This is a genomic window from Nocardioides sp. (assembly GCF_036405735.1).
Lineage (GTDB): Bacteria > Actinomycetota > Actinomycetes > Propionibacteriales > Nocardioidaceae > Nocardioides.
The window spans coordinates 16939-30076 of sequence record NZ_DASWXC010000083.1; the positions used below are offsets into that span (position 1 = coordinate 16939).

At 72.8% G+C, this 13138-nt stretch carries 11 protein-coding genes; 9 read left to right on the plus strand and 2 right to left on the minus strand.

What is annotated here, in order from left to right:
- Positions 1 to 17 precede the first annotated feature (17 nt).
- Genes VGE38_RS13550 through VGE38_RS13560 form a run of 3 tightly spaced genes read left to right on the plus strand, consistent with a single transcriptional unit; the run spans position 18 to position 4035 of the window.
- Entirely contained in the window at positions 18 to 842 is an 825-nt protein-coding gene (locus tag VGE38_RS13550) for an ABC transporter ATP-binding protein (protein ID WP_331143077.1), read from the plus strand.
- Between the two features lie 30 nt (positions 843 to 872).
- Positions 873 to 1895, plus strand: a complete 1023-nt coding sequence (locus tag VGE38_RS13555; protein ID WP_331143078.1) for an iron-siderophore ABC transporter substrate-binding protein — start codon at positions 873 to 875, stop codon at positions 1893 to 1895.
- A gap of 34 nt (positions 1896 to 1929) precedes the next feature.
- Positions 1930 to 4035 carry an iron ABC transporter permease gene (locus VGE38_RS13560; protein ID WP_331143079.1) on the plus strand — a complete coding sequence of 702 codons (2106 nt, stop codon included), beginning with the start codon at positions 1930 to 1932 and terminating at the stop codon, positions 4033 to 4035.
- 3 nt (positions 4036 to 4038) lie between these two features.
- Here VGE38_RS13560 and VGE38_RS13565 read toward each other — a convergent pair whose 3' ends face one another.
- Positions 4039 to 4959, minus strand: coding sequence for a M15 family metallopeptidase (locus VGE38_RS13565; protein ID WP_331143080.1), 921 nt, complete (start codon positions 4957 to 4959; stop codon positions 4039 to 4041).
- Between the two features lie 199 nt (positions 4960 to 5158).
- Here VGE38_RS13565 and mfd point away from each other — a divergent pair, with 199 nt between their 5' ends.
- The 4 genes from mfd to VGE38_RS13585 all read left to right on the plus strand — a co-directional run bounded on the left by mfd (position 5159) and on the right by VGE38_RS13585 (position 10515).
- A complete protein-coding gene (gene mfd, locus VGE38_RS13570) occupies positions 5159 to 8773 on the plus strand; it encodes a transcription-repair coupling factor (RefSeq protein ID WP_331143081.1) in 3615 nt (1204 codons plus the stop codon).
- 84 nt (positions 8774 to 8857) lie between these two features.
- On the plus strand, positions 8858 to 9433 hold the full coding sequence (locus tag VGE38_RS13575; RefSeq protein ID WP_331143082.1) for a DUF4916 domain-containing protein: 576 nt from the start codon (positions 8858 to 8860) through the stop codon (positions 9431 to 9433).
- Positions 9434 to 9446: 13 nt separating this feature from the next.
- Positions 9447 to 10103 carry a hypothetical protein gene (locus tag VGE38_RS13580; RefSeq protein ID WP_331143083.1) on the plus strand — a complete coding sequence of 219 codons (657 nt, stop codon included), beginning with the start codon at positions 9447 to 9449 and terminating at the stop codon, positions 10101 to 10103.
- Positions 10096 to 10515 (plus strand): MazG nucleotide pyrophosphohydrolase domain-containing protein, encoded by a 420-nt coding sequence (locus tag VGE38_RS13585; RefSeq protein WP_331143084.1) that lies wholly within the window; start codon positions 10096 to 10098, stop codon positions 10513 to 10515. Before VGE38_RS13580 ends, VGE38_RS13585 begins: the two co-directional genes overlap by 8 nt.
- A gap of 15 nt (positions 10516 to 10530) precedes the next feature.
- Here VGE38_RS13585 and VGE38_RS13590 read toward each other — a convergent pair whose 3' ends face one another.
- Positions 10531 to 11127: a malonic semialdehyde reductase gene (locus VGE38_RS13590; protein WP_331143085.1), complete on the minus strand. Its 597-nt coding sequence runs from the start codon at positions 11125 to 11127 to the stop codon at positions 10531 to 10533.
- Positions 11128 to 11221: 94 nt separating this feature from the next.
- Here VGE38_RS13590 and VGE38_RS13595 point away from each other — a divergent pair, with 94 nt between their 5' ends.
- Both VGE38_RS13595 and eno read left to right on the plus strand, forming a co-directional pair.
- Positions 11222 to 11575, plus strand: coding sequence for a winged helix-turn-helix transcriptional regulator (locus VGE38_RS13595; RefSeq protein ID WP_331143086.1), 354 nt, complete (start codon positions 11222 to 11224; stop codon positions 11573 to 11575).
- 112 nt (positions 11576 to 11687) lie between these two features.
- Positions 11688 to 12965 (plus strand): phosphopyruvate hydratase, encoded by a 1278-nt coding sequence (gene eno / locus VGE38_RS13600; RefSeq protein ID WP_331143087.1) that lies wholly within the window; start codon positions 11688 to 11690, stop codon positions 12963 to 12965.
- Positions 12966 to 13138 lie beyond the last annotated feature (173 nt).

Below are 13138 nucleotides of genomic sequence, written 5' to 3' on the forward strand. Positions count from 1 at the left end.
AGGTTAGCCTTCCCTTCGTGCCAGCCACCGTCACCACCGTCGCTCCTCCGTCCCTCCAGGGCGAGGACCTGGTGCTCGGCTACGCCCGCGCCACCGTCGTCCACGGTGTCTCGGTCGGGTTGGCCGCCGGCCAGGTCACCGTCCTGCTCGGCCCCAACGGGAGCGGCAAGTCGACCGTGCTGCGCTCCTTGGCACGGTTGCACCAGCCGGTCTCCGGCCGGGTTTCGCTCGACGGCGAGGACTCCGCCCCGCTGACCGCACGTGAGTTCGCCCGCCGCGTCACGCTGCTCTCGCAGTCCCGGCCGCAGCCGTCGGGACTGGCGGTCCGCGAGGTCGTGGCGTTCGGCCGGCACCCCCACCGGGCCCGGTTCGCGGGGCTGACCGATGCGGACCGTGCGGCGATCGACCACGCGATGGACGTCACCGGCGTCAGCGGCATGGCCGACCGCCCCGTCGACCAGCTCTCCGGCGGGGAGCTGCAGCGGGTCTGGCTCGCCGGGTGCCTCGCACAGGACACCGGCGTCCTCCTGCTCGACGAGCCCACCAACCACCTCGACCTGCGCTACCAGGTCGAGACCCTCGACCTGGTCCGCGACCTCGCGGACCGCCATGGGACGGCGCTCGGGGTCGTCCTCCACGATCTGGACCAGGCCGCCACCGTGGCCGACCGGGTCGTCCTGCTGCACCAGGGAAGGGTGCGGGCCGCCGGCTCACCCGCCGACGTGCTGGTCCCCGAACACCTCAGCGAGGTCTACGGCCTTCCCATCGACGTGATCCACGACCCCGAGACCGGACGGGTGCGCGTCGACGCCCTCGGGCGCTACCGCCAGCGGCGGTCCTGACGCCGCCTCCACCACGAAGGAACCACAGACATGAGACGACCCATCATCACCGCCCTCGCGCCGCTGGCACTGCTGCTGGCGGCCTGCGGCGGCACGACCACGGCCGCCGACCTCGCCGAGGGCGATGCCCCGGAGAAGGTGTCCTCCCAGGACTGCGCGGACGACACCACCACGACCTCCACCGGCCCGGTCAGCCTCACCGACGGCTTCGGTCGCAAGGTCGAGCTCGACAAGCCCGCCGAGCGGGTCGCCGTGCTCGAGTGGCAGCAGCTCGAGGACGTCCTCACGCTCTGCGTCAGCCCCGTCGCCGCGGCGGACACCAAGGGCTACTCGCTGTGGGACACCGCCGAGGAGCTCCCGGCCGACGTCGCGGACGTCGGCACGCGGGGCGAGCCCAACACGGAGGCGCTCTACGCCACCAACCCCGACCTGGTGATCGTCGAGGCGTACACGCCCGACGACGACATCATCAAGCAGCTGGAGAAGTTCGGCGTCCCCGTGCTGGCCACCAAGGGCGCCGACGGCAGCGACCCGGTCCAGCAGATGCTCGACACCTTCTCGCTCATCGCCGAGGCCACCGGCCGCGAGGAGCGGGCCGAGATCGTGACCGAGCAGTTCCAGGCCACGCTCGCCGACGCCAAGGAGACGATCAGCGCCGCCGACGTCACCACCGACGAGTTCGTCTACTTCGACGGCTGGATCCAGGGCGGCAACGTCTCGATCCGCCCGTTCGGCCAGGGCTCGCTCATCGGCGAGCTGGGTGAGGCGCTCGGTCTCACCAACGCCTGGAAGGGCGAGGTCGACCCGGCGTACGGCCTCGGACAGACCGACATCGAGGGCATGAGCGAGCTGGGTGACGCCACCTTCTTCTACACCGGCACCGTGGACCCCTCGGGCGACGTCAACGCCGAGCTGGCCAAGAACCCGGTCTGGAAGCAGATCCCCGCGGTGGCCGAGGGTCGTGCGCACGCCTTCCCGGCCGGCATCTGGACCTTCGGCGGTCCCCGCTCCGCCGAGCAGATCATCGACGCGTACGTCGACCTGCTGACCTGACGCCGGGCGCGACGTGACCGACAGCAACGCCGCCGTGACGGAGCCTCTGCGACCGCAGGGCTCCGTCACGGCGCCCGCCGCCCCGGCGGTCGCCGCGTCCCGACGGGTCCTGGCCGGTCCCGTCGGCATGCTCGCCCTGCTGCTGGTGCTGCTCGTCCTGCTCGGCGGGTGGCACCTGACCCAGGGCACCTCGGGGGTGGGCCTGCGGGACCTGGTCGGCGTGCTGACCGGGAACGGCACCGAGCGTGCCGAGGCGGTGCTCTCCGGCTCGCGGGTCCCGCGGCTGCTCGCGGGCATCGCGGTCGGCTTCGCGCTCGGTGTCGCGGGAGCGCTGCTGCAGTCGCTGGCGCGCAACGCGCTCGCCTCCCCCGACACCCTCGCGGTGACCGGAGGGTCCTACTTCGCCGTCACGCTCGTGGCGGCGTTCGGCCTGGGCGTGCCGCTGTGGGCGTCCGGGCTCACCGCCTTCGTGGGCGGCCTGCTCGCGGCGATGCTCGTGCTCGGCCTGGCCGGCGGCGCCGGTACGGCGACCAGCCGGCTGGTGCTCGCGGGCACGGCCATCGCGCTGGCGCTCCAGGCGGCGACCTCGGCCCTGCTCATCCTGTTCGAGGAGTCGACGACCAGCCTCTTCGCGTGGGGCAGCGGCTCCCTGAGCCAGCTCGGGCTCGACGCGTTCCGGCAGGCGGCCCCTGTCGTGCTCGTCGCGACCGGGTGCGCGCTCCTGCTCAGCCGCCGGCTCGACCTGTTGGGCCTCGGCGACGACACGGCCGCCGTGCTCGGCGTACCGGTCCGGAGCACGCGGGCGGTCGGCACCCTGCTCGCGGTGGTGCTCACCGCCGCGGCCGTCACGCTCGCCGGTCCGATCGGCTTCGTCGGCCTCTTCGCCCCCGTGGTCGTCCGGCTCGCGGGCCGGTTCGTCCCCGGCCTGCACCGGCACGCCGTGCTGCTGCCGGCCGCGGGCCTGTTCGGCGCGATCGTCGTCATCGGCGCCGACGCGGTGATCCGGGCGGTGCTCGGCGCGGACCGTGCCATGTCCGTGCCCACGGGCGTCACGACGACCATCGCCGGCGCGGTGGCGATGGTGCTGCTCGCGCGCGGCAGCCGTGACTCGGGCCCGACCCGTCAGACCGCGCCGCTGCGCGTCGCGGTGCGCGGCCGGGCCTGGTTCTACGCCGTCCTCCTCGTCTCCGCGGCGCTCGCCGTCACGGCCGTCGTCGTCGGCCTGCTCGCGGGCCAGACCTGGCTGCGGGTGGCCGACATCGGCGCCTGGCTGCAGGGAGACGGCATCCCGCTGGTCCGCTTCGCCCTCGACGAGCGCGCCCCGCGCGTCGCCGCGGCCGTGCTCGCCGGCGCAGCGCTCGCGCTGGCTGGGACCCTCGTGCAGGCCACCTGCCGCAACCCGCTCGCCGAGCCCGGGGTGCTGGGCATCACCGGCGGCGCCGGGCTCGGTGCGGTGATTCTGGTGACCGGCGGACTGACCACCGCGCCGTCGACCAGCGAGATCCTGCTCGCCGCGACCGTCGGCGCGCTGGTGGCCTTCGCGGTCGTCTACGGCCTGGCCTGGCGCCACGGGCTCGACGCCGACCGGCTGCTGCTCATCGGCATCGGCACCTGGTACGGCACCGTCGCCGTCTCCACGTTCCTGCTCGTCCGCGCGAACCCGTGGGACACGCCGCGGCTCTACACCTGGCTGTCCGGCTCGACCTACGGCCGGACCTGGGAGCAGGTGCTCCCGGTCGCGATCGTGCTCGTCCTGGCGCTCCCACTCGCCTTCGTCGTACGCCGGGAGCTGGACCTGCTCGCCCTCGACGAGGACACCCCGCGCATCGTCGGCGTGAGCCTGGAGCGCACCCGCCTGCTGGTCCTGCTGCTCGCTGCCCTGCTGGCCGCGATGAGCGTCGCGGCGGTCGGGGTGGTCGGCTTCGTCGGCCTGGTCGCGCCGCACCTGGCCCGGGCCCTGGTCGGCGGCCGTCACCGTCAGGCCCTGCCCGTGGCGGTGCTGCTGGGCGCCGCGCTGCTGGGGCTGGCCGACCTGCTCGGGCGGACGGTCATCGCGCCGGCCCAGGTGCCGGCCGGCCTGGTGGTGGCGCTGCTCGGCGCGCCGTACTTCGTCTACCTGCTGGCCCGCTCGCGCGCCTGAGCGTCAGCGGCCGCGCAGCGAGAAGTGCTGGTAGTCCTTCAGGGTCCGCCACGCGCCGCCCCAGGCCCAGCCGATGTCGGCGAAGGCACGCACGACCGGGCCGTCCGCGGTGATCATCCCCGGCCGGAGGTGGTCCCGGCGCAGGTACGACGACGCCAGCTCCGGCAGCACCAACGACCCCCGCTGATAGGGGTTCTGGAACGGGTCGAGGTCGACCGCCAGCCCGTAGGCGTGCTCGGAGAAGCCACTGGTCTGACCGGCCTTCGGGCGACAGACGAAGGCGCCGGTGTTGTTGCCGTCGCCGGTCGGCGGGGCGTCCAGCTCGTCGCGGCGGGTGATCCGCATCTCCTCGATCGGGAAGCGGACCTCGAACAGCCGCCGGAAGACCGCCACGACGTCCTCGGCGACCGACCGGTGGACCAGCAGCTCGCCGAGATGGGGCCGGTCGTCGAAGCCCCAGAACCGCAGCCGGACCCACGCCAGGTCCTCGGCGCCGACGGGGCAGCCGGCCTCCCACGTCGACCGGTCGAGCACGACTCCCGGGACGGTCTCGACGTGGCTCCAGAAGGCGTCGCCGGCCGGTCCGGGCACGTCGCTCGGCAGCGTGAACCGGCGGACGCGCAGCTCCGGCGGGGTCGGACGGCGTACGCCGTACCCCTGCTCGTCCACGGGGAGGACCCTGGTCCCCAGCCAGGCCGGCGGCACCGTGCCCGGCGACGGCGTGGCCGTGGCCGGCTCCTGCCCGGCCGGATCGGGAGCGGTGGGTGTTGACGAGGCCGAGGAGGCCGGTGTGAGGGAGGGCCCGGGTGAGGGGCTCGCCGAGGTCGTCTCCGGCCCGCTGCATCCGGTCGCGACCAGGCCGGCGAGGAGGAGGCCCATCAGCGCCCTTCCCAGCGAGGGCAGGTGTGCGCGCGGCCGGATCACGTGGCCATTCAACAGCGCCGGTCCACCCGGGGTGGACGGGTGACCTCGTCTCCACCTCATCATCGACGGCGCTGCTGCGCGCTGGGGTCGAGCGGGCGGCCCAGACCTGAGGGGAGCGTCCCCGGCCCGACGTAGAATCGGGGAACCCCCGTGTCGCGACCGACCGGGGGCTGTCGCGCTGTGCACCAGGAGCCCCTTCTTGCCCACCACCCCGCCGACCAGCTCGCCCAGCCTCGCCTCGCTCGCCGATGCCGTCCTTGCCGAGCCCGCCCTCGCCGGGGTGCTCGAGGAGGCTCGCGGCGGTCGGCTGGCCGCGCTCGACGTCACCGGCCCCGAGCCGCTGCGACCCTTCCTGGTCACCGGGCTGGTCCGCAGCGGGCGCACGGTGCTCGCCGTCACCGCGACCTCGCGCGAGGCCGAGGACCTCACCGCCGCGCTCGCCGACCTGGTCGGTGGCGAGCGCGTCGCCTACTTCCCGAGCTGGGAGACGCTGCCCCACGAGCGGCTCAGCCCCCGCAGTGACACGGTGGGTCGCCGGCTGGCGGTGCTGCGCCGGCTCAGCCACCCCGACGCCGCCGAGACCCCCGGCGGCCACGGTCCGCTCCAGGTCGTCGTCGCGCCGGTCCGCTCCGTGCTCCAGCCGCAGGTCAAGGGCCTCGGCGACCTCGAGCCGGTCGAGCTCGTCGCGGGTCAGACGGCGCCGCTCGACGACGTCGTACGCCGGCTCGCGGACGCTGCCTACAGCCGGGTCGACCTCGTGGAGAAGCGCGGGGAGTTCGCCGTGCGCGGCGGCATCGTCGACGTGTTCCCGCCGACGGAGGAGCACCCGCTGCGCGTGGAGTTCTGGGGCGACGACGTCGAGGAGATCCGCAGCTTCTCGGTCGCCGACCAGCGCACCATGGACACCGTCGAGCGGCTCTGGGCGCCGCCGTGCCGCGAGCTGCTGCTGACCGACGACGTGCGGGCCCGCGCGAAGGCGCTGGGGGAGGCCCACCCGCAGCTGATCGAGCTGACCGACAAGATCGCTGCCGGCATCGCGGTGGAGGGCATGGAGTCGCTGGCGCCCGTCCTCGTCGACGAGATGGAGCTGCTGGTCGACCTGATGCCGGCCGACACCCACGTGCTCGTCCTCGACCCCGAGCGGGTCCGCACGCGCGCGCACGACCTGGTCGCCACCAGCGAGGAGTTCCTCGGGGCGAGCTGGGCCGCGGCGGCGTCCGGCGGCACGGCGCCGATCGACCTGGGCGCGGCGTCGTACCGCTCGCTCGCCGAGGTCCGCGAGCACGCCCTCGCCCAGCGCAAGGCGTGGTGGTCGATGAGCCCGTTCGGGCTGGAGGACTCCTCGCCGGTCGAGCCGGCGAGCGGGGCGAGCCGCGTCGAGACCACCACCAGCGAGAGCTCGACCGCCGGGGTGCCGACCCGCTCGCTGCCCACCCGGCCCGTCGATCCCTATCGCGGCGACATCGAGAAGGCCATCCACGACCTCGACACCTGGCGGCTCGACGGCTACCGCGTCGTGGTCGTCCACCCCGGCCACGGCCCCGCGCAGCGCACGGTCGAGGCGCTGGGGGAGCGCGACGTGCCGGCCCGGCTGGACGGCGAGCCCACCACCGACCTGGTGACGGTGACCTGCGGCTCGCTGGCCCACGGCTTCGTCGACGAGACCATCAAGCTCGCCGTCGTCACGGGCGAGGACATCTCGGGTCAGAAGTCCTCGACCCGTGACATGCAGAAGATGCCGACCCGCCGCAAGCGGCAGATCGACCCGTTGGAGCTCAAGACCGGCGACTACGTCGTCCACGAGCAGCACGGTGTCGGTCGCTTCGTCGAGATGAAGCAGCGCGAGGTCGGCGGTGCCACCCGCGAGTATCTGGTGCTGGAGTACGGCGCCTCCAAGCGTGGTGCCCCGCCGGACCGGCTCTTCGTGCCGGCCGACGCGCTCGACCAGGTGACGCGGTACGTCGGCGGCGAGGCGCCCAGCCTGGACCGGCTCGGAGGCGCGGACTGGGCCAAGCGCAAGAGCCGGGCCCGCAAGGCGGTCAAGGAGATCGCCGCCGAGCTCATCAAGCTCTACGCCGCGCGCCAGGCGACCCAGGGCTACGCCTACGGCCCGGACACCCCGTGGCAGCGCGAGCTCGAGGACGCCTTCCCCTTCCACGAGACCGTCGACCAGCTCTCGACCGTCGAGGAGGTCAAGGGCGACATGATGAAGCCGGTCCCGATGGACCGGCTGATCTGCGGCGACGTCGGCTACGGCAAGACCGAGATCGCGGTCCGCGCGGCGTTCAAGGCGATCCAGGACGGCAAGCAGGTGGCGGTGCTGGTGCCGACCACGCTGCTGGTCACCCAGCACCTGTCCACGTTCATGGAGCGGATGACCGGGTTCCCCGTCGTGCTCAAGCCGCTGAGCCGGTTCCAGAGCGACAAGGAGGCCAAGGAGGTCCTCGCCGGCCTGGCCGACGGCAGCGTCGACATCGTCGTCGGCACGCACCGGCTGTTCAACCCCGACATCCGGTTCAAGGACCTCGGCCTGATCATCGTCGACGAGGAGCAGCGCTTCGGCGTCGAGCACAAGGAGCAGCTCAAGCGGATGCGGACGGCGGTCGACGTACTCGCCATGTCCGCGACCCCCATCCCGCGCACGCTCGAGATGGCGATCACCGGCATCCGGGAGATGTCGGTCATCACCACCCCGCCCGAGGAGCGCCACCCGGTGCTGACCTACGTCGGCGCCTACGAGGACCGCCAGGTGGTCGCCGCGGTCCGGCGCGAGCTGCTGCACGAGGGCCAGGTCTTCTACATCCACAACCGGGTGCAGTCGATCGAGAAGGCCGCCGCGAAGCTGCGTGAGCTGGTGCCCGAGGCGCGGGTCGCGACCGCGCACGGCCAGATGAACGAGAAGCAGCTCGAGCAGGTGATGCTCGACTTCTGGGAGAAGCGCTTCGACGTGCTCGTCTGCACCACGCTGGTCGAGAGCGGCCTGGACGTCTCCAACGCCAACACGATGATCATCGAGCGCGCCGACACCCTCGGCCTCTCGCAGCTGCACCAGCTGCGCGGTCGCGTCGGCCGCTCGCGGGAGCGGGCCTACGCCTACTTCCTCTACCCCGCGGAGAAGCCGCTCACCGAGACCGCCCACGAGCGGCTCGCCACGCTCGCGCAGCACTCCGACCTCGGTGGCGGCATGGCGATCGCGATGAAGGACCTCGAGATCCGCGGCGCCGGCAACCTGCTCGGCGGGGAGCAGTCCGGCCACATCGCCGATGTCGGCTTCGACCTCTACGTCCGCCTGGTCGGCGAGGCCGTCAGCGAGTTCAAGGGCGAGGGCGAGCCGGAGCTGAACGAGGTCCGCATCGAGCTCCCCGTCGACGCCCACCTGCCACACGACTACATCCCGTCCGAGCGGCTCCGGCTCGAGATGTACAAGCGGCTCGCCGAGGTCCGCTCCGACGAGGACGTCGATGCCGTCGACACCGAGCTGCAGGACCGGTACGGCCCGCTTCCGCAGGAGGTCTCCTCCCTGCTGCTGGTCGCCCGGTTCCGCGCCCGCGCCCGTCGGGCCGGCATCGGCGAGGTCACCATCGCCGGCAAGAACGTCCGGTTCGCGCCGGTCGTCCTGCCGGAGTCGCGCGTCGTACGCCTCAACCGGCTCTATCCCAAGTCCGTCGTCAAGGCGCAGCTCGACACGATCCTGGTCCCTCGGCCGGTCTCCTCGGGCTTCCCCGCGAAGCCGCTGGACGGCATCGCGCTGCTGGAGTGGGCACGGCAGGTCATCGACGCGGTGATCGACCCCGTCGAGGCACCTGCTCGATAGGGTCGCGACCATGACGATTCCTTCTGTCATGCTCCGGACCCCGCTGCGCGCCTCGCTGCGCTCGTGTGCTCGCGGGGGCCTCGCATGACGATGGAAGCCTTCGGCGACGAGTTCGGCGACGACGCAGGCTGGGTCCCGCCAGTGGAGGCGAACCCCGGCTGGCTCGGGGAGGGCGAGCTGGCCGAGACGCGCCGGCGGGTGCCGATGCTGTACGTCGAGGCGCTGCCCGTGCGGGTCGACCCCGACGGCCAGGTCGCGGAGGTCGGGCTGCTGCTGCGGGGGTCGCCGACGACCGGTCGGCTGGCCCGGTCGCTGGTCTCGGGGCGGGTGCTCCACGGCGAGCGGCTGCGGGACGCCCTGATGCGCCACCTCGAGAAGGACCTGGGTCCGACCGCCTTCCCGGCGCTGCCGCTGACGACGGTGCCGCACGCCGTGGCGGAGTACTTCCCGTGGCCGAGCCGTTTCCACGACCCTCGTCAGCATGCCGTGTCCTTGGCGTTCGTGGTGCCGGTCGCCGGCGAGTGCCAGCCGCGGCAGGACGCGCTGGAGCTGAGCTGGATGAGCCCCGCGGAGGCGGCCAGCGAGGAGGTCGCCGCCGACCTGGAGGGCGGGCGCGGCGCGTTGTTGCGCCAGCTGCTCCACCACGCCGGCGCGCTGTGAGTACTGTGGCCGCGTGCCCACGATCGCCAGTGCTGCCCCGTCCCTGAGCCGGTTGAGCATCCCCGCCGTCGTGCTCGCCGCCACCGTCCTCAGCGGTTGCGCCGGCCTGCGACCCGGGGTCGCGGTCGAGGTCGGTGACCAGCAGGTCTCCACCAGCCGCGTCGACGAGGTGATGGACCGCTACTGCGACGCGATCGGCGAGGCGGGCACGCAGCCGGTCGCTCGCAAGGACATCCGCACCCAGGTCGTCGGGTCACTCGCCGCGACGAGCGCCGTCGAGGCGTTCGCCGCGCCGTACGACGTCGAGGCCGGTGCGTCCTACACCCGGGCCGTCGCGCGGCTGCGCGCCCAGCTCGACGACTTCGACGCCGAGACCCGGGAGGCCATCGTGGCCGTCGAGGGCGCTTCGGCCTACGTCGAGGCGCTGGTCACCGGCGTCGGTCACGAGTTGGAGCCGGGCGGTGACGAGGCCGCGGCCGCCGAGGCCGGGCGGGCGGCGTTCACCGAGTGGCTCGACAAGCACGACGTGACGATCAATCCCCGCTACGGGCTGAGCCTGGACGGCGACCAGCTCCAGAGCCGCGACGCGAGCCTGTCGGTCGCGGCCCGCGACACCGAGGAGCCCGCCGGCGAGGCGGCGTCGCTGCCGTCGGCGCAGCGCTGTGGCTGAGCGTCCCGAGGCGAGCGGGGAGGGGCTGGTCGAGTTCCTCTCCCTGATGCGCACGATGCGCGAGCGCTGCGCGTGGAAGGCCTCGCAGGACCACGCCTCGCTGGCGCCGTACCTGCGCGAGGAGGCCGCGGAGGTGCTCGAGGCGATCGAGGAGGGCGGTCGCACCGGATCCTGGGAGCACCTGCGGGAGGAGCTGGGCGACCTGCTGCTGCAGATCTACTTCCACGCGGCGGTCGCCGAGGAGGCCGGCACGTTCACGATGGACGACGTCGTGGCCGGGCTGGCCGCGAAGATGCGGCGCCGCAACCCCCACGTCTTCGGCCCCGAGGCGTCGTCGGGCCGGCGCTACACGATCGAGGAGATCGAGGAGATCTGGCAGGCCGCGAAGGCCGCCGAGCGCTCGACCGGTTGAGGCGCCGCGCGCCGCTCAGGCGAACGAGACGGCCTGGTCCTCGGGGACGCGGGGGAGGCGGTCGAAGTAGGCGCCCTCGTCGGCCGGGTGCCCGATGTTGACGACGACCAGCGACTGCCAGCCGCTCGCGGCGAAGAACTCGGCGTCGACGCCGGCCGCGTCGAAGCCGGTCATCGGCCCGGCCCACAGCCCGGCCGCACGCACGGCGAGGATGAACCCTCCGGTCTGGATGCCGGCGGAGAGACGGCCCATGCCCTCGCGCATCTCGAGGTTCTCCTCGAGCACGTCCTTCATCCCCGGGTTGTGCGGGAACGTCGTCGGCGTGAACTCGTGGAAGCTCGGGTCGTAGGCCAGCACCGCGGTGACGGGCGCCGAGGCGACCTTCGGCTGGTTGAAGTCGGCGATGTGCTGCTGCAGCCGGTCCTTGGCCTCCGCGGAGCGGATGTAGAGCACGCGCAGCGGCTGGCTGTTCGCGGCGGTCGGCGTGAACTTCGCCAGGTCCCAGATGCGGGCGAGATCGGCGTCGGTGACCGGCTCGTCCGAGAAGGTGTTGACGGTCCGGCGGTCGGTGAAGATGGCGGCGGCCGTGGTCGGCTCGACGGTAAGCGTCATGCCACTTTGAACAGACATGTTGCTACGGATATTCCGGTCACTACGGAAAAAGAAGTAGCAAGCCGGGCGGTCGGATCCGCCGTACGCTGGCGGGGTGACCGCCGCCCATCCCGCCGCTCGCGAGCCACGGCACTGCGCGTCGGCGCTGGCGCGGGCCTTCGGGTTCCTGGGCAAGCGGTGGAACGGCGTGCTGGTCGCGGTCCTGCTCGACGGGCCGGCGGGGTTCGCCGAGCTCAAGCGGGCGGTGCCCGGGATCAGCGACTCCATGCTGTCGGAGCGACTGGCCGAGCTCACCGGCGCCGGCCTGTTCGAGCGGAGCGTCGACCCGGGACCTCCGGTGGCCGTCAGCTACCGGCTCACCCCCTCGGGCGAGGCGCTCGCCCCCGCGTTCGCGGCGCTCACCACGTGGGCGGAGGAGAACCTGCCGGTCGAGTCCTGCTCGGAGTAGGGGCGCGTCCGGCCACCGCTCCGGGAGGCACCTGAGACCGCGAACGGGGCGGTGACCGCTGGCACTAGGCTGGCGCCGGCCCTCATTCCGTCGTCCCAAGGAGACCAGCCCCGTGCCTGCCATCGAAGCCGTCGGCGCCCGCGAGATCCTCGACTCGCGCGGCAACCCCACCGTCGAGGTCGAGGTCCTGCTGGAGGACGGCACGTTCGCCCGCGCGGCCGTCCCGAGCGGCGCCTCCACCGGCGCCTTCGAGGCCGTCGAGCTGCGTGACGGCGACGACCGGTACGCCGGCAAGGGCGTGCAGAAGGCCGTCACCGCGGTCATCGACACCATCGGCCCCGCCGTCGAGGGCCTCGACGCCGACGACCAGCGCCTGGTCGACCAGGCGATGCTCGACGCCGACGGCACCGACAACAAGGGCAACCTCGGCGCCAACGCCATCCTCGGCGTCTCGCTCGCCGTCGCCCGCGCGGCCGCGGACAGCGCCGGCCTCCCGCTCTACCGGTACGTCGGCGGCCCGAACGCCCACGTCCTGCCGGTCCCGATGATGAACATCCTCAACGGCGGCGCCCACGCGGACACCAACGTCGACATCCAGGAGTTCATGATCGCGCCGATCGGCGCTCCCACCTTCCGCGACGCCCTGCGCTCGGGCGCCGAGGTCTACCACGCCCTGAAGTCGGTCCTGAAGAAGCAGGGCCTGGCCACCGGCGTGGGCGACGAGGGCGGCTTCGCGCCCGACCTGTCCTCCAATCGGGCTGCTCTCGACCTGATCGCGGAGGCGATCGGCAAGGCCGGCTATGAGCTCGGCAAGGACATCGCGCTCGCCCTCGACGTGGCGGCCAGCGAGTTCCACGACAACGGCTCCTACACCTTCGAGGGCGCCTCGAAGTCGGCGGACGAGATGGCCGCGTACTACGCGGAGCTGGTCGCGGCCTACCCCATCGTCTCCATCGAGGACCCGCTCGACGAGGAGGACTGGGACGGCTGGAAGGCCGTCACCGACAGCCTCGGCTCGAAGACCCAGCTCGTCGGCGACGACCTGTTCGTCACCAACGTCGAGCGGCTCGCCCGCGGCATCGCCGGCGGTCAGGGCAACGCGCTGCTGGTCAAGGTCAACCAGATCGGCTCGCTGACCGAGGCCCTCGACTCCGTCGAGCTGGCCCACCGCAGCGGGTTCGCGTGCATGATGTCGCACCGCTCCGGCGAGACCGAGGACACCACGATCGCCGACCTGGCCGTGGCGACCAACTGCGGCCAGATCAAGACCGGTGCCCCGGCCCGTTCCGAGCGCGTCGCGAAGTACAACCAGCTGCTGCGCATCGAGGACGAGCTCGACAACGCCGCGCGCTACGCCGGCCGCCGCGCGTTCCCGCGTTTCCAGGGCTGAGGCCTGCGCCGGCGCCGCCAAAGTGTCACGGTGACACCTCCAAAGTGTCACGGTGACAGTTCGCGCTCGGGGTGACCGTTGGAACTGTCACTCCCGACGTGAACTGTCACCGTGACACTTTGCGTCGGGGGCGTTTCGGTGCGCTGATGGCCATGGGCGCTGAGGGAGAATCA

Excerpts from the sequence above, each read along its gene's own strand:
- VGE38_RS13555 (WP_331143078.1), top strand. The coding sequence starts at position 873 with ATGAGACGACCCATCATCACCGCCCTCGCGCCGCTGGCACTGCTGCTG.
- VGE38_RS13575 (WP_331143082.1), top strand. The coding sequence starts at position 8,858 with ATGACGATGGAAGCCTTCGGCGACGAGTTCGGCGACGACGCAGGCTGG.
- VGE38_RS13590 (WP_331143085.1), bottom strand. The coding sequence starts at position 11,127 with ATGACGCTTACCGTCGAGCCGACCACGGCCGCCGCCATCTTCACCGAC.